The 23,388-nt window shown below is 48.1% G+C and carries 18 protein-coding genes; 6 read left to right on the forward strand and 12 right to left on the reverse strand.

Annotated features, from left to right (window positions below; translation table 11 throughout):
* Together KDK19_RS18355 and crcB are read right to left on the reverse strand one after the other, a co-directional pair.
* Window positions 1-549 (reverse strand): hypothetical protein (locus KDK19_RS18355; protein ID WP_257292538.1); only part of this gene is annotated, 549 nt, incomplete at its 3' end.
* A 124-nt stretch (window positions 550-673) separates the two neighbouring features.
* Window positions 674-1,087 carry a fluoride efflux transporter CrcB gene (gene crcB / locus KDK19_RS18360; RefSeq protein WP_257255591.1) on the reverse strand — a complete coding sequence of 138 codons (414 nt, stop codon included), beginning with the start codon at window positions 1,085-1,087 and terminating at the stop codon, window positions 674-676.
* Between the two features lie 224 nt (window positions 1,088-1,311).
* Here crcB and KDK19_RS18365 point away from each other — a divergent pair, with 224 nt between their 5' ends.
* Complete coding sequence (locus KDK19_RS18365; protein WP_257281399.1) at window positions 1,312-2,019, forward strand: class I SAM-dependent methyltransferase; 708 nt, start codon at window positions 1,312-1,314, stop codon at window positions 2,017-2,019.
* A 30-nt stretch (window positions 2,020-2,049) separates the two neighbouring features.
* On the opposite strand, the gene KDK19_RS18370 is transcribed toward KDK19_RS18365, so the two are convergent.
* From KDK19_RS18370 to KDK19_RS18385, 4 genes are all read right to left on the reverse strand, one after another.
* The gene (locus KDK19_RS18370) at window positions 2,050-3,318 is read right to left on the reverse strand and encodes a replication-associated recombination protein A (protein ID WP_257255589.1); all 1,269 of its coding nucleotides are present in this window, start codon (window positions 3,316-3,318) and stop codon (window positions 2,050-2,052) included.
* A 62-nt stretch (window positions 3,319-3,380) separates the two neighbouring features.
* Window positions 3,381-4,094, reverse strand: a complete 714-nt coding sequence (lolA, locus tag KDK19_RS18375; protein WP_257292539.1) for an outer membrane lipoprotein chaperone LolA — start codon at window positions 4,092-4,094, stop codon at window positions 3,381-3,383.
* Window positions 4,095-4,100: 6 nt separating this feature from the next.
* Complete coding sequence (locus tag KDK19_RS18380; protein WP_257255587.1) at window positions 4,101-6,551, reverse strand: DNA translocase FtsK; 2,451 nt, start codon at window positions 6,549-6,551, stop codon at window positions 4,101-4,103.
* Between the two features lie 83 nt (window positions 6,552-6,634).
* Window positions 6,635-7,657: a C45 family peptidase gene (locus tag KDK19_RS18385; protein WP_257281397.1), complete on the reverse strand. Its 1,023-nt coding sequence runs from the start codon at window positions 7,655-7,657 to the stop codon at window positions 6,635-6,637.
* 380 nt (window positions 7,658-8,037) lie between these two features.
* On the opposite strand from KDK19_RS18385, the gene KDK19_RS18390 reads away from it, so the two are divergent.
* Complete coding sequence (locus KDK19_RS18390; RefSeq protein ID WP_257255374.1) at window positions 8,038-8,343, forward strand: RNA-binding protein; 306 nt, start codon at window positions 8,038-8,040, stop codon at window positions 8,341-8,343.
* A 214-nt stretch (window positions 8,344-8,557) separates the two neighbouring features.
* Here the strand turns inward: KDK19_RS18390 and KDK19_RS18395 are convergent, their stop codons facing one another.
* On the reverse strand, window positions 8,558-8,971 hold the full coding sequence (locus KDK19_RS18395; RefSeq protein WP_257255373.1) for a hypothetical protein: 414 nt from the start codon (window positions 8,969-8,971) through the stop codon (window positions 8,558-8,560).
* A 173-nt stretch (window positions 8,972-9,144) separates the two neighbouring features.
* On the opposite strand from KDK19_RS18395, the gene KDK19_RS18400 reads away from it, so the two are divergent.
* Window positions 9,145-10,029, forward strand: coding sequence for a hypothetical protein (locus KDK19_RS18400; protein ID WP_257255372.1), 885 nt, complete (start codon window positions 9,145-9,147; stop codon window positions 10,027-10,029).
* A 71-nt stretch (window positions 10,030-10,100) separates the two neighbouring features.
* On the opposite strand, the gene KDK19_RS18405 is transcribed toward KDK19_RS18400, so the two are convergent.
* From KDK19_RS18405 to KDK19_RS18415, 3 genes are all read right to left on the reverse strand, one after another.
* Complete coding sequence (locus tag KDK19_RS18405; RefSeq protein ID WP_257281396.1) at window positions 10,101-13,154, reverse strand: efflux RND transporter permease subunit; 3,054 nt, start codon at window positions 13,152-13,154, stop codon at window positions 10,101-10,103.
* A 2-nt stretch (window positions 13,155-13,156) separates the two neighbouring features.
* The gene (locus tag KDK19_RS18410) at window positions 13,157-14,299 is read right to left on the reverse strand and encodes an efflux RND transporter periplasmic adaptor subunit (protein WP_257281395.1); all 1,143 of its coding nucleotides are present in this window, start codon (window positions 14,297-14,299) and stop codon (window positions 13,157-13,159) included.
* Window positions 14,300-14,473: 174 nt separating this feature from the next.
* A complete protein-coding gene (locus KDK19_RS18415) occupies window positions 14,474-15,184 on the reverse strand; it encodes a TetR/AcrR family transcriptional regulator (RefSeq protein ID WP_257254884.1) in 711 nt (236 codons plus the stop codon).
* Between the two features lie 309 nt (window positions 15,185-15,493).
* Here KDK19_RS18415 and KDK19_RS18420 point away from each other — a divergent pair, with 309 nt between their 5' ends.
* A complete protein-coding gene (locus KDK19_RS18420; protein ID WP_257254885.1) occupies window positions 15,494-16,744 on the forward strand; it encodes a hypothetical protein in 1,251 nt (416 codons plus the stop codon).
* Between the two features lie 139 nt (window positions 16,745-16,883).
* Here KDK19_RS18420 and KDK19_RS18425 read toward each other — a convergent pair whose 3' ends face one another.
* Complete coding sequence (locus KDK19_RS18425; protein WP_257292540.1) at window positions 16,884-19,964, reverse strand: ankyrin repeat domain-containing protein; 3,081 nt, start codon at window positions 19,962-19,964, stop codon at window positions 16,884-16,886.
* Window positions 19,965-20,297: 333 nt separating this feature from the next.
* Here KDK19_RS18425 and KDK19_RS18430 point away from each other — a divergent pair, with 333 nt between their 5' ends.
* On the forward strand, window positions 20,298-21,545 hold the full coding sequence (locus tag KDK19_RS18430) for a hypothetical protein (protein WP_257292541.1): 1,248 nt from the start codon (window positions 20,298-20,300) through the stop codon (window positions 21,543-21,545).
* Between the two features lie 220 nt (window positions 21,546-21,765).
* Window positions 21,766-23,028, forward strand: coding sequence for a hypothetical protein (locus KDK19_RS18435; protein ID WP_257292542.1), 1,263 nt, complete (start codon window positions 21,766-21,768; stop codon window positions 23,026-23,028).
* A gap of 58 nt (window positions 23,029-23,086) precedes the next feature.
* On the opposite strand, the gene KDK19_RS18440 is transcribed toward KDK19_RS18435, so the two are convergent.
* Window positions 23,087-23,388, reverse strand: a 302-nt coding sequence (locus KDK19_RS18440) for a TusE/DsrC/DsvC family sulfur relay protein (protein ID WP_257292543.1), incomplete at its 5' end; no start/stop codon positions are given.

The following is a 23,388-nucleotide window of genomic DNA, read 5'->3' on the forward strand; positions in this document are numbered from 1 at the left end:
AAGTCGATTGGATGGAAACTCTCTGAAACTGTTCTGCACAGCTTCCTGAATCAGCGCCTCCATTGAGTCCATGCGATCTTCAGCCAAGACACCCTGAAGCATGACCGGCCGGAAGTGGAACCAGTGAGCAACATCCAGAGATTCCTGCATGGATGGCGCATTGCTCAGTGCCTGCAGGAGATGAAACATGGAACGATCACTGCCAAACAACTCCTCATTACCAGTGATTTCCGCAACAGTGTGCCGGGCGGCCTGTTGGATCAGCCTGGTGAGTAGCTGCTGCCGGGCCTCTGTCTGATTACCCTGTGCAGAGTCACCTTCCAGCCACTGATCCAGCTCATAGCGGTCATAGAGTCTCCGTACAGAAACCATGATGGCTCTTAAGAGTCTCTCGTTTTCTTCCGCAAAGACGTAGTCAAAATAAAGACGATTGATACTCCGCTCGGCATTCCTGAAGGCTTTCTGCTCGGGTGAATCAACACTACTCCAACAGGAAGAAACCAGTATCAAACTGATAAAAACAGACCCAATAATTCGAAAAAGATACATCCTATACCTCCTTTTCACTAACGAATTTTTTCTTAATTTTTTTTCCCTAAAGAATTGAAAAGTCTAGGACAATCGACTGGCCGGTACAGAAAAAGCGATAAATGGTTGAGTTTGTATTCAGGCTCTAAAGTGCCCAGCGGATACCCTGATAACCCAGCCAGGTGCCCAGCAAGCAAACGAGCACACTGCCAAGCCCATAGGCCAGGGCTGTCAGAAACTGATCAGATTGAAGCAACCTCATCAGATCCAGAGAGAAGGTTGAAAAGGTAGTCATGGCTCCCAGAAAGCCGGTCATCACAAAGATTTTCCAGGTCGGTGACAACATGGCTTTTTCTGCCAACAGGTACCAGCAAATACCCATGAGGACTGACCCCACAAGGTTAACTGTCAGAGTCGGATAATGATGCAGATGAGGATTACGGGTCAGCACAAACAGCTCATAGACAAATGCCCTCAGAACGGCTCCCAGTGCACCACCTGCAGCAATGGCTATCCAGTGTGTAGCTTGCATCATAATTCCTGTCTGTTTTCTGGTCACAGCCTTGCCTCTGACATCATTCGGTCAAATTTTATGACTTAAATTAAGCCATCTCAGGCAAAACCAGACTTGTAGAGTTATATTTTCGCCAAGATACCATGAGTTCCAGGGGATTAGCAGTAAGACAAACAAGTCAACCCACTGGACAGACACCCCTGACCTGCTTCAATAATAGTGGTCACCCCATCTTTGGTTTCATCATCAGAGCACATCCCGGTAAGCCAATGAAACATCGTTCAGAAGTCGATATTTTCAATGAGCAATGGCAGTGCTACCGCTGGCTGGTCGATAACAATATCATGGGTCACCAGCAGCTGATGCGTCTCGCCACCCGTAAACTCAGACAGCACTTCGGTCATCAGGCAGTTCATTTGCTCGATCTGGGTTGCGGCGATGCATCACTGGCTGCAGAGATGACCCGCGAGCTATCACTGACCTCCTACACTGCGGTCGATCTTGCTGAATCTGTGTTAGCCATGGCCAAACAGAACATGAGGCAACCCGGTGTCGATGCAGAGTTTTTTCTCAGTGACATTTTCGCCCCCCTGCCGGTTAACGGCTCCTACAACCTGATCTTCAGCAGCTTCGCCATTCATCACGGCTCCCTGACGGAAAAACAGGCACTTTTCTCGGAACTCAGGAATAAGGCCGAACCCGACACCCTGTTTGTGCTGATTGATGCCATAAGGCTCGATCATCAGAGCCGGGATCAATACATCGAGAAGGTTGGCCAGTATTTCAGAAGTATCCCGGCACTGCAAAGTGACTGGCAGAACATTGTTCTGGATCACGTCAGCCAGTGTGACTTCCCGGAAAGTATTGCGCAGCTCTGTGAAATCGGTGAGCAGGCCCAGTGGCGTCTGTTGGAACATCAGATAGTGAAAGAGCTGCCAGACTATCCGGCAGCATTCATGGTTTTTCAGGCAAAATGAATTACAGAGCGGTTACCTGTTAGCAGCCTGCTAGCGACGACGAACAGGGCTCTGCTGATTCCATTGCGCCAGTTTCTCAAGCTTCTCCCGAATCTTGATTTCCAACCCGCGATCATTGGGCTGGTAGTACTTTCTGGCTTCCATATTCTCTGGAAAATAACATTCACCGGCTGCATAGGCATTGGGCTCGTCATGGGCATAGCGGTATTCAGCCCCATAGCCCAGAGATCCCATCAGTTGGGTGGGGGCATTTCTGAGATGGTTCGGTACGTCAAAGGAAGGGTTGCCTTTGACGTCGACCATTGCAGCCTTCCAGGCCAGATAGACAGCGTTACTCTTCGGAGCACAGGCACAATAAACAGTGGCATGGGCCAGCGCCAGCAAACCTTCCGGGCTGCCCAGCCGTTCATAGGCCTGCCAGGCATTCATGGTCATTTCCAGTGCTCTCGGATCAGCATTACCAATGTCTTCGCTGGCAATCGCTACCAGTCTGCGAATGATATAAAGCGGATCGGCACCGCCATCCACCATTCTGGCTGCCCAGTAGAGTGCGGCATCGGGATCAGAGCCTCGCACGGATTTGTGAAATGCTGAAATCTGATCGTAAAACGCATCACCGCCCTTGTCGAAGCGTCGGCCACTGTCAGCCAGAATCTCCGACACTGTTGCCGCTTTAACCTGTCCATCTTCACTGAGATCTGCCGCTACTTCCAGAATATTCAGAACTCTTCTGGCATCGCCATCGCCATAACGCACCAGGATATCCTCAGCTTCAGGCTCAAGGGAAACAGGACTGTCCTTATAACCCCTTTCGTCTGATAACGCCTGATGAAGCACTTCCCTGAGCGCATCGTCCGTCAGGGGTTTTAACACATAAACCCGCGCGCGGGAGAGCAAGGCGTTGTTCAACTCAAAGGAAGGGTTCTCGGTAGTCGCACCGATAAATGTGATAGTGCCATCCTCAATATGGGGCAAAAAGGCGTCCTGCTGGGACTTGTTAAAGCGATGCACCTCATCCACAAACAGAATGGTTTTCCGCTGACGGGCCATCTGCTCATCCCGGGCTCTGGCTACCGCAGCCCGAATGTCTTTGACACCGGAGAGCACTGCTGAAAGCGTTTCAAAGTGGGCGTCGCAGACACCGGCCACCAACCGGGCCAGAGTGGTTTTTCCAACCCCGGGAGGGCCCCAGAAAATCATGGAGTGAATAGCACCCTGCTCCAGGGCTTCACGCAGAGGCTTGCCCCTGGCCAGAATGTGCTCCTGACCCAGGTATTCGCTCAGGTTGCGAGGCCTCATGCGTGCGGCAAGTGGCTCATATCGGGATGACTCGTCATCAAACAAACCAGCAGAATACACCGTTAACCCCGAGTCTCATCAATCACATCAAAGCCTTTGGGAGGGCTTACCTCAAACAAGTTGTCATTCAACTGTGTGTTTTCTTTGACCTTGGAGAACTGAATCCTGCGCTTGCCACCCAGAGAATCTGACAATGCAATGGAGACCAGCGTCCCCTGGCGAAAATCAATATCCAGCTTTTCAAACAGATCTGACTCCTCTTTGGGTGTCAGGGTGTATTGCTCATTCCGGCCCTTGCTGTAGACAGAAACGTTGTACTGTTTCAGCAGCTCACGGGCATTCCCTGTCAGCAGTTTGGCTGGCGTATTCGCCATGCGCGCATCCTGCTTCTGGATGATCACTTGCTGGAGTTCACGATCGACCATCCACACTCTGTTGCCGTGGGCAACGATTTCCTGTTCAAAAGGTTCCCTGGTTACCCAGCGAAAAAGATCAGGGCGTTTCATCTGCATCTCACCGGATTCTGTCTGGGTACGACCATCGGAAGAGACGGCTTCCTGCCGGAAATGAGCGCTCAGACTTTTCAGGGACTCCAGCTTTTCTGCCAGAGACTGAGAGGCTTTCTCGTCGTTCAGACCTTTGCTGACATCCACTGTCTTCACTGATTGAGCCGTCAGGGTAGTTGCCGGAGCATTACCCGGCGGGACGGCCATCACCTGCAACGAGACACTGAAAACAGCTGTAATTACAGTTACTTGAAAAACTTTCTTAAACACTCAACATTAACCCTTCACGGGAGGTGGTGCGATCACCTCACGATTACCATTATGACCTGCCGGGCTTACCACGCCGGCTACTTCCATCGTCTCTATGATACGGGCAGCACGGTTGTAACCGATCTTTAATTTACGCTGCACTGACGAAATTGATGCCCTGCGGCTTTCAGTCACAAAAGCAACAGCTTCATCATAGAGGGCATCCTGCTCTGAATCTTCGTCCAGCCCACCACTGATAGCATTGCCGTCAGAAGCCGTCTCTGCGCCACTGAGAACAGCATCCACATAATCAGGCTGGCCCCGTTTCTTCCAATCGGCTACCACTCTGTGCACTTCATCATCGCTGACAAAAGCACCATGAATACGAATAGGAACACTGGTGCCCGGCGGCAGGTAGAGCATGTCGCCATGACCCAGCAATTGCTCTGCCCCGCCCTGATCAATGATGGTGCGGGAGTCAATTTTACTGGACACCTGGAAACTAATGCGAGTCGGAACGTTAGCCTTGATCAGGCCCGTAATGACATCCACCGAGGGACGCTGAGTTGCCAGTATCAGATGGATACCCGCAGCACGGGCTTTCTGGGCAATCCGGGCGATCAGCTCTTCCACCTTCTTCCCGACAATCATCATCATGTCGGCAAATTCATCCACCACCACCACAATAAAAGGCAGCGCTTCAAGCTCAGGGGCCAGATCACCGAGGGTCATGGCTTCATAGAATGGATCACGAAGAGGTTTACCGGCGGCCTTCGCTTCTTTGACCTTTTTGTTATAGCCAGCAATATTTCTTACCCCCAGGGCCGCCATCAGCTTATAGCGACGCTCCATTTCCGCCACACACCAGCGCAGGGCATTGGCGGCTTCTTTCATGTCGGTCACGACGGGAGAAAGCAAATGAGGAATACCGTCGTAAATCGACAGTTCCAGCATTTTTGGGTCAATCATAATAAGACGAACGTCTTCCGGCCCTGACTTGAACAGCATGGAGAGCAGCATGGCATTAACGCCAACCGACTTACCTGAACCGGTGGTACCCGCCACCAGCAAGTGCGGCATTTTTGCCAGATCCACCACCACCGGCTGACCGGCAATATCATGTCCAAGCGCCAGACTGAGTGGCGATGCTGCTTTTTCATAAGCTCTGGAAGCAATCAACTCGGCAAAGAATACGGTTTCCCGGTCGTCGTTCGGGATTTCGATGCCCATCACTGACTTGCCGGGAATCACTTCAACGACCCGGACACTGACCACAGCCAAAGAACGGGCAAGATCCCTTGCCAAATTGGAAATCTTACTGGCCTTAACACCCGGCGCAGGCTGAATCTCATAGCGGGTAATCACCGGGCCCGGATGCACAGCCACCACTTCAGCTTTGACAGCAAAGTCTGCCAGCTTGGCTTCCAACAGCCGGGAGACAATATCCAGCTCTTCCTGTTTAACGCCGTTGCCATGATCCTGGATTTTGTCGAGTAAGCCCACTCCGGGAAGTTCACCTTCCGGTGGAATTTCAACGACGTTCTCTCCGACAGCGAAGGCCATTTCATCGGCTGCAGCGATATTCCGGGCCACGGCCATTTTGCCGACTTGTTCCTCTGACTTCGGGGCCGGGAGAACCAACACAGGCTCCTGGCGCTCTCCGGGGGAAACGTCGGCAGGCTCCTGAGCAGGTTTGGGCTGTGCTGCCCCCTGAAAAGCCTCACGATCCAGTTCGCGCTGCTCTTTCCATCTGGCGATACGAGACTTGACGACTTCTGCCAATCCGAAAATACCCTTGCCCAATTTGGCAAATGCTATCTTTAACAACCGACCGGTAGCATCCAGCACCTGAAACCATGACAGATGGGTATACAGAGTGAATCCCACCAGAAAAATAGCCAGCAAAATCAATGTACTGCCGATCAGATTAAAAACAGGCAGTGACTGTTCCATGATCATTCGACCCAGAATACCACCACTCCGGGCAGGCAGGCTCTCACCCGCTCCTTCCAGATGAATAGCGGCTAATGCTGCCCCTGTCGCCAGAGCCAGCAGCAAACCCAGTGAGCGCATGACAAACCAGCCGGGCTGCCAGTGCCAGGCACTGTATCGATACCGGAAAACCAGCACCGTTTTAATGACCAGCAGAACCGGTATCCACCAGGCGAAAACACCGAACAGGGAAAACAAGACATCACTGAACCAGGCTCCCGCTTTGCCTGTGCTGTTTGCCACTTCTCCTTCATACCCGACATAACTCCAGCCGGGATCAGTAGGGCTGTACGAAAACAGCGCTAATGCAGTAAAGGCAGCCAGCACCAGCAGGAATAACATTCCCGCTTCCCTGAATCTCAATACCAGAGCACTGGCTTGGGCAACCTCTTCGCCAGAACCCGAATCACGGATACCTGTTATGGCTCTGGGCACCGTCTTTTCTTTGGCGGCTCGCTTGCGCTTCTTGGTGATCGTTTCGGACATTAGACTCCCGTTTAATCTCCTGACAGTCTCATCAATATCTGCTCTTTGCAAAGAGCAACTCATGGTTAGTTCAACATACCATGCTACTCACACATGATCCCAGCATTGAGACTACCAAAACAATAGCTCTCAAACCCCTGCTCGGGGTCATGCCCCTCTCTCAACAACATTTGTCGTTTACCAAGGTCCATCATCAGGGTCACCAGAGTGCCTGCATTCCCGGTCAGTTCGTGATAGCTGTAGGGCCTCAAAACCGGGAAAGGTTTTTCATTATTATCAAGCAGTTGCCTCATAGTCTTAAGATTCAGTTCAGGATTATACAGTAATTCATCCTGCAGTCTTTTGAGTCGGGTCTCAGTGCAAGGCTTTGATGACGTCGGTTGAGCCTGACCTGACTGAAAGTAATGATTGGTATGCAGATAAGTATCCTGTTCCGTAGATTGGAACCAGGGCTCATCAGGTGCCAACTCCACCGCTATCGTTTCATTTTTGTCCGCTACAATGATGTGACTGGCTTTGCCTGCCCCGTTCGTCCGGATCAGGGAACGGGCTTCCTGAAGACTTTGAGATTCCAGCAACGCCCTTAGTAAAATGTGAACAGGTAAGCCGGTCAGTTTTTGAGTGGCGGGCAGAATATTCAGACAGACACCCAACCCCGCAGAGTTCATTCCAATTTTGGCCAGCATGCCCGGCTCAGTCATGGTCAACAATCGGTGACCGTTTTCGAGTTCAATATCCGCCAGAGCCAGGTGGCCTGCCAGTGCTTCAGCCCAGTCCCAGTTCTGCCCTATCAGCCCCTGCCCGGGGAATGCCACAGAAGAACACTCGATGGGAGAGGACATCAGCTCACTGCGGGCATTCATGCAATAGATCCAAAAAGGCTCAACGCCTGCGGCCTCTGCAATGGCATCCATTTCCTCTTTGTAATGAGGCCGGAATGACAGAACCTTCTGCATCAGCAGATCAAGATGAGACTGCAATCTTTCCCTGTCTTTAAGAAAACGTGACCGGTAGTAATCCAGCACTTCGCTGATTTCTTCACGCATCTGCTCGCCATGAATGCGCCCCCGATTCCTGGCTGATCCATTTAGCACCAGTTTTTTCATCAATACGAGCCCCGAAAAATCCCGATTCAGTAACAAACCACTGCTCAGTGGTCTTCTCTTGACGCTCTTGGTCTCCGTTCTTGTGCCGGCTTCCGTGGAAGATAACACAATCGTGACCTGCTTCAACTTCATGCTTGACATAGAGCAATGAAGTTATAATCTGGATGAGTGGCTTAACAGACAGGCCACGGTATTAAAGATACTCACTATATCCAGTTATGGACTGTCCGGACCCGGTGAGTGATTGGTTCACCAGAACGACCCTATTCAGGAAATGATTCCGAAAGCCTTGAGCACAGAAACCGTTTTTCCTCTCCCTTCAAAATAAAAAGAGAGATAAAAATGTTTCAAGGTAATCAATACTTGGAGACCTATTTACCATGCAACAGAATAAACTGTTTATAGGTAACCTTCCTTTCAGCAGTGATGAAAGTGACCTTCAGCAAGCCTTCGAGCAATTCGGTGAGATCGATGAAATTCGCGTCATAACCGACAGGGAAACGGGCCGCTCCCGAGGTTTTGCCTTTATTACTTTTGCCGAGAGTGATAGCGCTAATTCCGCTTTAACTATGGATGGTAAAGAATTAAATGGCAGACCCTTGCGAGTCAGCTTTGCTACCGAACGCAGTGGTGGTAAGTCTGGCGGAAAACCCCGCAAACCAAGCCCTCCGAAAAACAGTGCCTGATTGATTCAGCGAAATTGAAGGAAAATATATACAGCTTCGATCGAAAGGATCAGGGAAGTCCTTTAGAGCATCCCTGTTCATAATTCCGGGGTATTTTTTCTCCGGATTGTCTTCATCATTTCCTTCTGTCATTCCATCGGATTGATGGACACTTTTCTGACTCCCGGAGACTCATCGCTTGTTGCACCTTCATTTGCAATTTTTACTGAGGTAACTATTGCTGGCTTGCACCGGAATTGCTTATCTCAGGAATAGGTACCCTTGAGGAGTTGGAACAGTTTTTCTCCTGAACCAGACTTAGCAGGTAATTGTATCGCTGACGCAAAGCATCAATTTCAATTTGCTCTGCCTGACTGAGGTCCATAAAGAACCAGGGCACCAAAACAAACGCTCCGGCTATACCCAACGCTACGTTTTTACCGGTTTTGTATGTTTTGGGAATCAACCTTCTTATTTCCTCCTCGATGAAAACTATTTCACTTTCCAGAGCCGCACAGGAGCGATTGATATCCCCGTACTGTCGCACAGCAACCGGGTATGCATCCCTGCCTGCGCAGCCTACCTGCAGCAGCGTCAATGCCAGTAGTGATATCCCGGCGATTCGATGGTAATTTTTTAACAACATCATTTAATCTGAATACTCTATAAAACCCGGATATAGCGTAGACCAAACAGAGGATTGTTCGTTCATTTTTTGCACAAAAAACAATAAAACAAAAACCACTTCCAGAAACCTCATCCATGTTCATTTCTGCCGATACAAATCTAGCGCTACTCTGCAACTGATCACTGGATGACCTGATGAATAAAAATTATCTATTCCCACTGTTTCTACTTCTGTCTCCTGTCATACAAGCCAACCAAAAGCCTCTGAAACCGGTTGAACCCATAAAGGCTGAACAGTCTGTTGAGTCGGCCATTCAACCCGACCTCACTGACCAGTCTCCCATGCCACTGGTTTCTGTTGCAGTGCGATACGGCATGATGGCTGACGCTTATTTGAGCAGCCCCAGTGGGATGGTGACGGAAGGCTATCGCTTTCAAATCAGAAGCCTCTACCTTACTTATCTGAAAGAGATGCTGGCAGAGCCGGGTCACACTGTTGAGAAAATAAACGAGACTCTGTTGGCACAATGGATGATGAGACTGGGGCGTGAAGGCTTTGGACCCGAGACACTCCTGGGTATTAAAAGTGGTATGCAGGACAAACTGGCCGAGTGGAGTCAGAAAAGCCTGTCAGGCCAAATCACTCCTTTTCTGGAGTCCACCGAAATCATGCCCAAGCTGGAACAGAAGATTACGGCCTGCAAGAGAATGACACCTCAACCCTCCAGTAACCCCGCCAAACGTCGCTCTTGTCATCAGGCTGAATCCCTGACCCGAGTTGAATCCAGCAAGTTGATTGACCCCAACCTGCTGCAAAGCGCCATGCTGAAATTGATTCCATCTTATGCGCACGGATTAATCGATGTGTCCAGTCGTCCCTACTACCGTGCATTCATTACATCCAGGGAAGATTTTCAGGAGAGCGTAAGCACTTTACTGAGTCAGGGTTACACTGCACGACAGCTCGCTGAAATTCTGGAATTTGCCGGTGTGGATTACCCAGAGGTATTTAACAACCTTTATTTTCACGCCCTCAGAAATGACAAGAGCATTCACGAGTCGGCCATAACCCGAAACTAAACATTTCACTCAAAAAAAAGAGCCGCGCTTATTACAGTCACGGCTCTTTTTATCAAGTCCCGGTGCCTCGATCAGCCGTATCGAACCTTGTAAAGCAGTGAATAGGTGACAGGCAGTACGATCAGTGTCAGAACGGTCGCAAAGCCCAGGCCAAAGATAATGGTTACCGCCATTGAGCTGAAGAACGCATCAAACACCAACGGTATCATACCCAGCATGGTCGTCAATGCCGCCATACAAACCGGACGCACCCTGCTGACAGAAGCATCAACAATGGACTTGGCAAGATTGCCGGTTTTCTTTTCTTCAATGTTGATTTGTTCCACCAGTACAATGCCATTCTTGATCAACATACCTGAAAGACTCAGTAAACCAAGCAGCGCTGTGAAAGTGAAAGGCATATTCAGTAACAGCAAGCCCGCAGACACACCGATGACGCCCAGAGGCACGGTAAACCAGATAGCCAGTGGCTGTCGGATCGTACTGAACAGGAAAACCGTAATAATAAACATCATCAGGTAACCCATTGGCAATGACTTAAAGATACTGCTTTGGGCGTCACTGGACATTTCGAACTCACCTCCCCATTCCAATGTGTAACCTTCTGGCAGGGTGATGGACTCAATTTTATCCTTGAGCTTCAATCGAACCGATTCGGGCGTGTCATCACTGAAGGGTCTTGCGTCTGCCATCACGGTCAGAACACGCTTCAGGTTGCGACGCACAATCAGCGGATTTTCTGTGGCCGATTCGAAGCTGCTCACCACCTGTGCCACCGGCACAAACGCACTTCGCTCCTGACTCCACACCTGAAGATCGGTCAGCGTATTGGCGTTCAGACGTTCTTCCTCCGGGGCTCTGGCTATGATCGGCAACAAATGACTGCCATCCCGGTAAACACCGACCTGCTTGCCGGTAAAGTTCACCAGCAAGGCCTCATCCAGCGCCTGTTTTGAAATACCGCTTCTGCGGCCTGCGGCTTCGTCAAACTGGGGGCGGGCAATAGTGACCTGCTCTCTCCAGGACTGTCTGACGTCCACAGCGGAAGGCTCTTCCTCCATGATGGCCATGGCTTTGGCCCCCAGTTTCCGGAGTACCCCGGGATCTGAGCCATAGAACCTTGCCTCAATGTTTGCGGCAGGTGCAGGACCGTTTTGCAACAGCTTGAATTTGAATTCAATGTCCGGGTATTTGGCGTTGATAGTCTTTTCCATAGGGCCAATCAGCGCTTTCATCCGATCTCTTTTGTCCACCTCGATAATCAGCTGGCCGTAGCTGCTATAACTCTTTTCCGGAGCATAGGTCAGAATAAAACGCTGGGCTCCCCTGCCCATCACCGAAGTAACATTTTCCACGCCCTCGTAACCCAGAACATCCTGCTCAAGCTGCTTGATGGCTTTTTCAGTAGCGCGAATATCACTACCTTCCTGCATCCAGACATCAACAAAAAAGATCGGCGTATTAGAGGGTGGAAAGAATGACTGTTTAACATAACCGAATCCGATAACAGCCATTGCCAAAGCAGCCACTGTGAGTAGCAGAGCTGTAATTCTGTGCTTCAGGGCTTTGCCCAGAAACCAGCGGTAGAAAGAGAACAGGGCTCCTTTATAGGGATCGGTTTCACTGCCCACCATAGCCTCAGAGGGTTCCTTAAACACCATATGACAGAAGAAAGGTGTCAACGTGATTGCCAGAACCCAGCTGATCATCAGGGAGAGTAGGAGCACCTGAAACAGGGATACCATGAAATCACCGGTGGTATCAGGCGACAGGCCGATAGGTGCGAAGGCGATAATAGCAATCACTGTAGCGCCCAACAAAGGCCACTGATTCTGAATCACCACCTGCCTGATGGCTTCCATTCGGGAAAGCCCTCTGTGTAAACCCACCAGAACGCCTTCGGTGACCACAATGGCATTATCCACCAGCATCCCCAGGGCAATGATTAATGCGCCCAGTGAAATGAGCTGCAAATCGACGCCCAGCACGTTCATACCGATGAAAGTACCCAGAATAGTCAGCAACAGAATACCGCCCATTAGCAGGCCTGAACGCAGCCCCATGGCAAACAGCAAGACGACAATGACAATGGCAATGGCTTCAGCGAGGCTGACCAGAAAGCCATTCACTGAAGCCCTGACTACTTCAGGCTGGTCATAAACAAAGGTAACGTCGATCCCTATTGGACGGCTTGACTCCAGTTCGGCCAGACGGGCATTAACGGCCTCCCCGACGTCCACTACATTCACGCCCTTGGCGAAAGATATACCGAGGGAAATCGCTTTCTCAGCGTTACTTCGATAGAGATTTTGGGGCGTGTCATCAAATGCAGTGTGAATGTCTGCAATATCACCCAGATAAATAAGCTCAGTGGTGCCTGGTGCGCTGATCAGCAACTGTTTCAGCTCACTAATATCCCTGAACTCTCCCGTGGGATGAATACGCACCGAAAAGCCATCAATAAACATGTTACCTGCATTGGATACAACATTCTGATTCTTGATCAGACCGTAGATATAGGCCGGATCGACCCCCAGGGCGGCCGATTTGGGCTGAGAGATTTCAATAACCACCTGTTCGTCGACCGTACCCGCCAGGCTGACTTTCTTGACGCCATCCACCAGAGAAAGTTCGCGCTGAAGAAAGTCGCCATAACTTTCCAGCTCACGATAATTAAAATCACGACTACTGATGTTCAGCATGATGCCAAAGACATCACTGAAGTTATCATTAACGATGGAAGGCAGCACACCGGGAGGCATAGAGGACTGGGTATCATTAACCTTACTGCGAAGCTCATCCCATATTTGTGGCTGGTCGCTGGCAGAGAACTCATCTTTGAGCTCTATCATGATCTGGGAAAGACCCGCGCTGGAGACGGAATCGATATTCTTTATATATTCCAGTTCCAGAATGGCCCGTTCCAGAGGCAAAGTCACCTCCTCTTCGACCTGCTGGGGTGAAGCCCCCGGGTAAGCTGTATTGACCATCGCCTGAGGAATCGGAAACTCCGGAAACTCCAATTTCCCCAGACCAAAGAACGATATCGTACCGCCGATCAACAGCAGAACCACAAACATCCAGCTGATGACTTTGTTTCGAATCGAATACTCCGCGATATTCATGTTTACAGCCCCCGCTCGCGCAGCAGTGGCTTGACGGTCATGCCAGGACGCAGACGATTAAGGCCCGCTGAAACGATTTGCACACCTTCACTGAGCCCTGAAGTGACTTCAATACCCGACTGGAGAAGAGTACCTAACGTCACTGCAACCGGCTTCACTGTATTATTCTGCTCATCGTATACCCACACCTGCTCCTTGCCGGTCACATTGTCTTTCAACACCGCAGACACAGGCACAACAAAGTGCTCACCGCCGTTGGTTGCTGGTGAAATTTTTGCTAAATCCATCGTCAGGGTTGCCCCCATCCCCGGATATACCGTTAAGTCCTCAGGAATGGGCATGGTGAAAACCGCCTCGTAAGACTGGGTACCGGGGCTTACCCTCGTAGCGTGCTCTTTGTAACTGACCTTATATTCAGTACCGGGTCTTCCGGCAAAAGTGACCACCGGTTGATAGCTGAAATCCACATCCTCTTCCCGGACATTGGCGACAATACTTTCCGGAACCTGAATACTGACATCAAGGGTATTGCTGCCCTCCAGAATAAGAGTGGTTTGCTGCGCCTGAACAAACTGGTAGTTCTCTACCAGAGTCTGGGCAACCCGGCCACCAAACGGCGCTTTCAGCACAGAGTACTTCAATTTATCGATGGCCAGTTCCAGAGCTGCTCCTGCGGACTTCAGTTTGGCGTTGGAATTATCCAGCTCGGACCGGGAGACCACTTTTTTCTGATACAGTGATTTAATCCGCTTATTTTCCGTTTCTGCCAGATCAAAATCTGCCTGTCGGGCAGCCAGCTCATTGCGAATATCACGGTCATCCAGCCTGGCCAGTAACTGCCCTTTCTTTACCACTTCAGCCTGTTTGACCGGAAACTCCACCAGCTCACCGGGAATACGAAAAGAAATCTCGGCTTCCCTGCTGGCGTAAACCTTGGCCGGGAACTGCCGTAAGTTCCCGGCATTGGAATCTTCCACTTTGAACAGCTTCACAGGACGAACCAGCTCTTTTTGCTCTTCCTGTGGCTGCGAGCAACCCGTAAGCACCAGAATCGCAGCGACCAAGCCTACAAAAGCCGGAGAATGCCCCAACTTGTTGCTATTGAACAAAGCCTTGCTTTTGGGCAGGCTGAAAAGCGGTTTCATTATCTTTCTCCCTCTCAGACACAGGGCATCCAAACCCCGAATATCATTCGCAAAATAGTGTAAAAAATCCCCTGCCTGAGGGGATTAATATAAACAGCCATGGGCAAAGAACAACACTCTGCGCCACCTTCAAATGCCACAATTGCCAACCAAACTGTGTTTAACGTAAAACTTTCAGCAGACTGCTTCAAGGGCTGTATAGGCACCCACAACGTCTACCAGTTCAATAAGTCGTGATCTGGGAACGCTAGCATGAAGGTTCCAGCCTGCCAGGTAGCGTTCAATATTTGCCAGGTGCAGATTGACTCCGTCGTCTTCTCGAAAGTCCGCATTGAACACGCCAAAACCTGACTCCTTAATTTGATAAAGACCACTGGACAACCCCCAGAGCCCCATCAACAACTCGGCGACCAAGGTCTCAGACACTTCTTCATAACCATTCTCAACCAGTGTCTGCCGAACCAGAGTCTTGAGGAGATTGTCAATGTAGTCTCCCAACTCATTCATGGCATTACTGCGATTGGTCGAGGCTCTTTGCCAGACGCTTGGATTCATGGCCAGCTGACCGAGTGCAAAGTGCTCCGGATTTTCCTGATTCACCTGCCACATGCAGAGAGACATCATGACCATCTTTTCAATTGAAGTCAGATCTGCACCCAGAACACGTTGAAGCACCTGAATTTTTTGCCGGGCCAGAAAACAGGCGCACCCCAGAAGGAGATCCTCTTTACTGGAGAAATGAGAATAGATGGCTCCCATGGAACATTCTGCTGCTTTGGCAACATCGGACATTCGCAGATCAAGGAAGCTTTTCTCTTTCATCAGGAGGAGTGTGGCAGCAACGATTTCGGCCTCTCTCTGATTACGTTTCTGCTGTCTGGACATAAAGGACACTAACACTTGAAAATAAAGCCGAATATTATTCGTTTTTAGTAAACGGATACAAGTTCTTTTTTGTATTTGAATAGCTACCAGGCTGGAGAGCTGTTGCAAAACTCCGGTTCCCACGGTTTCAGGCTCTGTGGGTCGCGGCGTGGTTACGAATTGCTGAAATTTTGTGGCTGCCCCTTATGGAAGCATGGATTGAACTAATGAATGGCACTTTAGTCTAAAAATTAAGCACAGACTTTAATCAGTTCAGGCTGAATAAAAGTTTTTAATTTTATTGCATCTTCATAGACAAGGAGAAAAGTCATGATTAACGGTATGGACACTCTCAACTCTGTCGTTCCAACGACACTTCAGGGCGACACTAAAGAAACTCCCCCTGGTAAACCTGATGATATTACGCAAAAACATGACATCACTTCTTATCTGAAAACCGACAGCTTCCACGAACAACAAACCGTCGATCTTTCAAGCCGGACCATTACTGATTTAAAGACGCCTTCCAGAACGCCGTATTACGGTTCATCCGAAGCGAAAAAAGCCATTGTGGATAATAGTTCCATTGGCAATTACTGTGCTACCTATGCCCATCTATCGGATGAGTTTACACCGGAAACGGTCCGCATTGGTAATCAGGAATTGATGACACTGGACCCTTCGCAACCATTCGTTGATCCCACTCTGGCGGCAGACAGTTCGACTTTGGAATTGCATAACTTCAGCTTTCTGACTGACTTTTTACGCAAAAATAGCGCAATCAAATACATTGTTGATATTGGCTGCGGTGACGTAGAAGTATCCTTGTTAATGCAAAATCACCTCAAGGAGCTTGGATTCCAGATCAAAGTCATTCCTGTCGATGTCAACGATTGTCGTGCAGAAGCTGAACATTATGGCATTAAAGCAATCCCCTTCAACTTAATCCCGGCCCAGGAAATTGCTGGTGCTACACCGGCAACTACCCTGTTTACCGCCATACATCCTTTTACCGATGAGGGGGAAGAGGCAGAACAACTGAGCAGGGAGATCACGCAGGGGAAAACTGACTATTACATCACCACACTGATAAAAAATAATCCCGGCTGTTTTGTTCTGGCCACCGAAGATGCGTATATATCCTCACCCCAGCGTTACATACCCCTGGAATTGGTGTACACCAAACATTACCATGCTATCGCGAATAGCCATTTCCCGAAGGAATTTGAGACAAGGGCCCTCCGCCGGGCAAAAGCCACAGAAATGAACGCAGAAAACGGTAATATTCATCGGCTAAACCAATTGCTGGCGAAACTTCCCGAACAGCGGGACCGTTATCTGGCTTCAATCTCTCGAATTACAGATTGTTTAAAAGAACCCATTCTAGAAAAGCCAGAAGAATTCTGGCCAGATATCATCTCCAAGATCTATATGGATGAAACATTATTCAAGGCAAATGTCGATTTTTTCGAAGGCATCCAAAATGAAGTATTAAGGAATGACTTGGAGATGCATTGCTGGCATGTCTATCGACAGGGTATCAATACCTCAGAAGTTAATGGCCAGACTAAAGAGCCCTGATTTTTAAATAGAAGTTAACTGGCAGCACGGTTTACGAATGCCGCGACCGCACTGCGTAACAGACGGGTAGTGATTTGCAGGTTCCCTGACACTATCAGTTATTACTGTTTTAACCACTACCTCAAGTACAGGATTACCTTCATGGCAGCAGTTTTTTATAGCGTCCAAATTGCAGCAGCGCTGCCAGCACCTTATTATTGAAAGGCTTATTGACATGCATTTGCTGCAGCCTGAAATGATGATTTGTTATTGAGTTCTTGTCCAGGCAGCTATTAATGTAATCAGTCAGGGCTTGATCGGAAGGGTCAAGCGCTGCGAGCAACGCCTTTTTCTCAATACCACCCAGTTTTTCTGCCTTATGTAACAGGCTCATAATGGTGACTGGCCTCAAATGCAAAGGCGATGGTTGAGGGTCTGCCCATACAAAACTCAATGCTCCATTTTCAAAGCCTTCGGTCCTTATCTTGTCAATATAAGAGAGTGCCTCTGCATAGCGGCCTTTCCTGACAAAGTTTGACAATGTTTTAAGGACTTCATTCTCGGCACCCTTTCTTTCCATCTGCAGCTTGCAGGAAAAGGCCAGGGCTTTTAAAGCCTCCAGTGGCACTCCCATGTCCTGAGCCACTGGCGTATTTCCATAGGGAAGGAGAGAAAGATGGGCCTGGCCATTTTGCAACAGGGTCGAGGTCAGATTGGCGCCTTCACTTAACACCGGGAACCGGGAGCTTTGCACCAGTTTATTGAAACTTTGCCGTGGCAAACTGGGCATAAGACACAGTAACCATTGGCTCTTGACCGTGGCCCTCAAAGAGGCCCAGTCCTGCTGATCCCGAAAGTCAATCAGTGTAAAGCCTGTGGTGCTCGCGATTTCTTTTAACGAACTCGTTCCACTTTCATCCATATATTCATCTCCCTCTCTATCTTTATCCCTGAAAGCGCTGACCGTGGTGGTCACCACCACTGGGAGAGCATCCGCCAGCTGATCCTGATTCATTTTAATAGCACTAAGCCAATTGGTTAGTATCGTTTTTTTATACTGCCGCGGAACAGTATGCAAACCATAAACTACCGCAGTTTGTATTTTCCCGTTGGTAGATAAATCACAAAGCTCATCAATCGCAGAGATTAATGTTGCTTGATGGCTATCGACGGATTCAGTGGATATTTCCGTTCCCTGTGGTTGCAGATCATCGCTGGGGATAATGGAGTTTGCCGGTAGATGCAAAGGGATGATATTACAATCAGGCATTGCATCCTTGTCGTAAATGGAAGTTGTGGGAGATTTATCGATGAAAGTAGATCTCGAAAAATTGCAAGGCTGTGACCACTGAGGGTATTCGTTATTTTTATCATTCATTTTAACCGATGCTTTGGTATCCGAATACATCGTTTCGTGTTCAGAAAAAAAACGATAGGGTTTTAAAGTAATGTAGGATTCTTGTATGTATCCCAATTGCCAGTAAAGCATTTCAGGTCGGAAAAATGAAAGGGTAACGGCTGCATTGATTTTATTCTCCCTTCTAAGACTACAGCTTGAAATGATAACTCTCGTGTCTTTAATATAAATTTCCTGAGTGCCCGGCTTAAGCTTTATTCCCGGCAGTAAGTAAGCCAACATGGATAATGCTATACGCTGTTTCTTTATGTATCTTATCTGCTCTTTATGATTAAATTTTTGTCGTGTAATGAAATCGCTGAAATCCGGAGGTGACAATTGTGCATAGATAGTTTTGGCGCCCAGGGCAACAAGAGCCTTAATCAGTCCAACCGATGCTGCGGTATCACCCATAGCCATGAATTGACCTTTTTTATCTAAATTTTCTTCAATGATACAATGTACATAAACGCCTACTTCCTGCAACCCACTTAACAAGGCTTTAACTTGTGGCAGATATTTGCTGGACAATGATCTGTCGGCAAAACTGTTATCGGGCTGATCCGATAAATTGTCTCTCTTGGTATTTTTATTGAAAATTTTATCTTCTTCCTGCTGCAAGGCCTGTTGGAATAGTGTTTTATCGAAATTTTTCACCGGGCAAAAAGGCAACTTCACTTTCTCCCGGGCATCTCTGATCAGTTTTGCACAGGCACCATTTTCTTTACTCTCAAATTCAGAGGCATACCCCATTTTCGTCAGTTGTTTTATGACGAACGGCTGCTCGAGAAGATATTTTAGAATTTCATCATGGCCACGTTTTATAGCTAACCGGGTTAGTGGCTCCAAGTCATTTAAATCACCTTCTTCAGGTGTGAAAGCGTCTGGATAGGTTTGCACAAGCCATTTTACACAATCCAACTGGCCACACTCTACCCCATAGTGAAGAAGGTTATAGGGTTGAAAAAAAGTACCCGCAGTTTTTGCACTGTTAATAATAACTTCCGCACACTGTGTATGACCATTTTCTATCGCCAACCCGATAAGGAAATAATTGCCAACAAACACATTCCGGATACTTTCATAATCAAGCATGGCCATCAAACCAGCTTTATTTCCGTATTGAGCTGCCAGGTGTACCGGTGTAGCTCCTGATTTGTCTGTTGCCAGCAACTCTGTTTCCAATAATGACAAACTGGGGCAATTATCCAGAAAAAATCTCAAAAAATGGTTTTGTTCCTCTTTGGCTGCGATATGCAGAGGTCGTTCGCCGTTATTATTTGTTGCCTGCAACAGGTGTTGTGCCCTACTAACTAACAGTCGGCATAAGTCATCATGGCCGTGTAGCACTGCCAGATGCAGGACTGAGTTACCTTCTTTATTTTTAACAGCTAAAGCAAGGGGGTTATTGGTAATGCATTCTTTTACGCTTTTTGTATCACCCTGCTTTATCAGATTTATAAAGACTTGCGGGGATGAATTATCCAAAAGGTTGTGCTGACGACATTGCGCCTCCTTCGAAGAGACTTGCAGTTCTGTCAACTCCATCATCATTTGTTGCATCAGCACATTATTATATGAATTATTTGATGCCAAGAGTGCTTTTTTATTTTCGGGCCCGTAATAAGGGTGACCAAGAATGGAGCGAGCCGGTTTCAGTTTTACCCTTTTTGTGGTGCATAAGCCTTCAGATGGCACAGTGCTTTGCGTACGCGGAGTTGTCTCGCTCTGGACAAAGGGTATTCTTTTAGTCGAGGCTGTTACGGGATTATGCTTTTCAGATGTGGTTGTATCAACACCTTTCAGGTTTAGTGGATTGGATGACGCCCCTCCTGTTGGCAGCATTGTTTTTTTCCTCCTGAAAATATTGCCCACATCAGCCAGCTTTTATTAGACACGCTATCTTTTTACGACAACTGATGACTCAAAAAGTTCTGACTCAGGGAACTTCTATTCGATACCGGGAACAGCCTCACGCTCAGAAGTGACCAGCCAACCTGCTAAAGGGATTAAGCGCCCGATTGAGGACGCCCTGAAAAATGACAATATGACTGCCAATTTATGAATTGAACTAAGTATTAATATCTTGGTCAAAGTAAATAATCACAAACTTTTTATAAGTTCAAACTGAATAAAGTTTTTGATCTTATTACTGACTCATAGACATGGAGAGTAATCATGTTTAAAGGTATGGACACTGCCAATTCACACGTTCAGATGGCAGAACAAGGCATAACAGAACAAACTCCCCCTTGTAAACCTGAGGATGGCTCACAAAGCCATGACATCGCCCCTTATCTGAAGACCGACGGCAACGGAGTCCGCGAACAACAAACCGTCGGTCTTTCGAGTCGTACCGTGACTGATTTGAAGACGCCTTCCAGGCCATATCCCGGCACTTCCAAATATACACCAGTCCATATGGATAACAATCCCCGGAGCAATTACTGTGCGACCTATGCCAATATACCGCATGGCGTTGAACCGAAAACTGTCCGGATCGGCAACCAGAAACTGATGACGCTGGATACTTCGCAACCCTTTGTTGATCCTGCCCAGGCTACAAAAAGGCGCTTTTTGGATTTGTATAATTTCAGCTTTCTGGCTAATTTTTTAAGCAAAAACAACACAATCGAATGTATTGTGGATATTGGCTGTCACAACGCAAAACTATCCCTGTTAATGCAAAACTACCTCAATGAACAGGGATTCAGGATCAAAGTTATTCCTGTGGATGTGCGCAATGATTACGCCAATGAGGCTAACGATGCCAAGCCACTCCCCATAAACCTGATCCCGGCTCAGGAAATTGCTGACGCTTCACCGGCGACCACTTTGTTTACCGCTATACACCCTTTTACCGGCTCAGGCTCAGTTGCAAAACGACTGAACAGGGAGATTACAGAGGGAATGACTGACTTTTATCTGACCGCACTGATAAAAAACAATCCCGGCTGCTTTGTCCTGACCACTGAAGACCCTTATGTATCCTCACCGCAGCGCTATATTCCCCCGGAACTGCTGTACACCAGACATTATCACGCATTCGCGAATTTCTTTACTCCTGAGGCTACTGCGACAGAGACTGCCATTCGTGAGGCAAAAGCCGCAAGAATGAATGCAGAAAACAGTGATATTCACCGGTTAAACCAGTTGCTGGCAAAACTTCCTGAACAGCGGGATAGCTACCAAGCTGCGATCTCCACGTTGAAAGATCAATTACAACCGGAAATGCTCAGAAACCCTGATCAATGTTGGCCAGACTACATCTTCAGGAAGTATCTTCATGAAAGGTCACGTATCGAGAATTTTAGATCTTTCAATGATATTAAATATGACGCGGAAAGAAATGGATTGGAGCTGCGCTGCTGGCATGTCTATCGTCAGGAATATGAAGACCTAAGAAGTGACCAGCCAAGCTATTAAAGAACCCTATTTTTCAAATTGAAGCTACCAGGCAGGTTCTGTTGCAGGGATGATTAGCGCTCAGAAACCCTATGGATAAAGCCTCCCAAAACAATGTTCGGTTTATAGATTGAACTTAATAATTGTACTTTGGTCCAAATAAGTAAGCTCAGATTATTACCAGCTCAGGCTGAATAAAATGTTTGACCTTATTGATTTCTCATCGACAAGGAGTACCGTCATGATTAGAAGTATGGACACCGCCTATTTACCCGTTACGACGACAGAACAGGGAAGTACCAGAGAAACTCCGTATGACAAACCAGATCATGTCAGACAAAAACATGACATCGCCCCTCAATTGAAAACCGACGGCGATGGAATTCAGGAACAAAAGGCCGCCAGCCTTTCAAGCCGTACCATTACTGATTTAAACCCTCAATCTGCACCCTACCCTGAAACTCGCTTCTATGATTATGCCCATATGGATAATAATCCCCGGCGCAATTACTCTGCGAGACATGCCAATGTACCGGGTACGGCTGAACCGAAAACTGCCCAGATCGGCAACCAGAAACTGATGACACTGGATACTTCGCAATCATTTGTCGATCCAACCCAGGAGGCAGACAGGGAGTATTTGGAAATCTTTAACTTCAGCCTCCTGGTTGATTTTTTGCACAAAAACAGCGAAATCAAATACATTGTTGATATTGGCTGTGGTAACGCAAAAATATCTCTGTTAATGCAAAACTATCTCGATGAGCTGGAATTTCAGATTAAAGTAATTCCTGTGGATATCGCAAATACTTACAGTCGTTCCTATGCAGTTTTCTTCAACAAGCCACTGCCTATCAATATAATCCCGGCTCAGGAAATTGCTGACGCTACACCGGCAACCACTTTGTTTACCGTCTTACATTCTTTTACCGGCACATCTTCAGAAGAAGAAAAACTCTCCGGAGAGATTGTACGGGGGGAAACCGAGTATTACATCACCACACTCATAAAAAACAATCCCGGTTGTTTTGTCCTGGCCACCGAAGATCCGTATGCATCCTCACCCCAGCTTTATATTCCCCCGGAACTGGTGTACACCAAACATTACTATGCAATTCCGAATTGCACTTCGCAGGCCGATTATGAGACAAAATCCCTTCGCCAGGCAAAAGCCGCAGAAATGAATGCAGAAAATGGTGATATTGACCGGTTAAACCAGTTCCTGGCAAAACTTCCTGAGCAGCGGAGTCATTATCTGGCTGCGACTTCCGCAATTACAGAGAGACTACAAGGGCAAAGAGACTTAAATCCCGGGCTATTCACGCCGGATTACATTTTTGATTCTTATCTCTGGGGAAAAGAGTCAGACGATAAGGCAATCAGGTCTCGCGATCATATCAAATCTGTCCTGAAAAATTGTGGACTGGAGCTGCGTTGCTGGCATGTCTATCGCCAGGATGTCAGTGCCTCAGAAGCTTCCAGCCAGGCGAATAAATCAAATTGAAGCTATGGGAAAGCTGTCGACCAGACAGCCCGGTTTTGCGGTGGGGATACACAAGCTGCTAGAAACAGTTTGTAGGTCTGGGCAGACCTGCAATTCTGGCAGCCAGTTTGGCGGGACTGCCCGGAAACAACTTCATAAGATAGAGACTGTTCCCTTTCTCTTTTCCCAGCTGGTTGGCAACGTATTTCACAAAAGGTCTCTGACTGGGAGCGTGTTCAAATTGTTGATAATACTCTCTGAGCAGATTAAGGATTTCCCAGTGTTCATCAGTCAGATCAACATGGTCTTCTGCTGCCAACTGACCGGCGACCTCTGGATTCCAGTCACTAAGGTTGACCAGATAACCGTCTTTATCAAGCT

The organism is Endozoicomonas sp. ONNA1 (assembly GCF_024606325.1).
Classification (GTDB): Bacteria; Pseudomonadota; Gammaproteobacteria; order Pseudomonadales; family Endozoicomonadaceae; genus Endozoicomonas_A.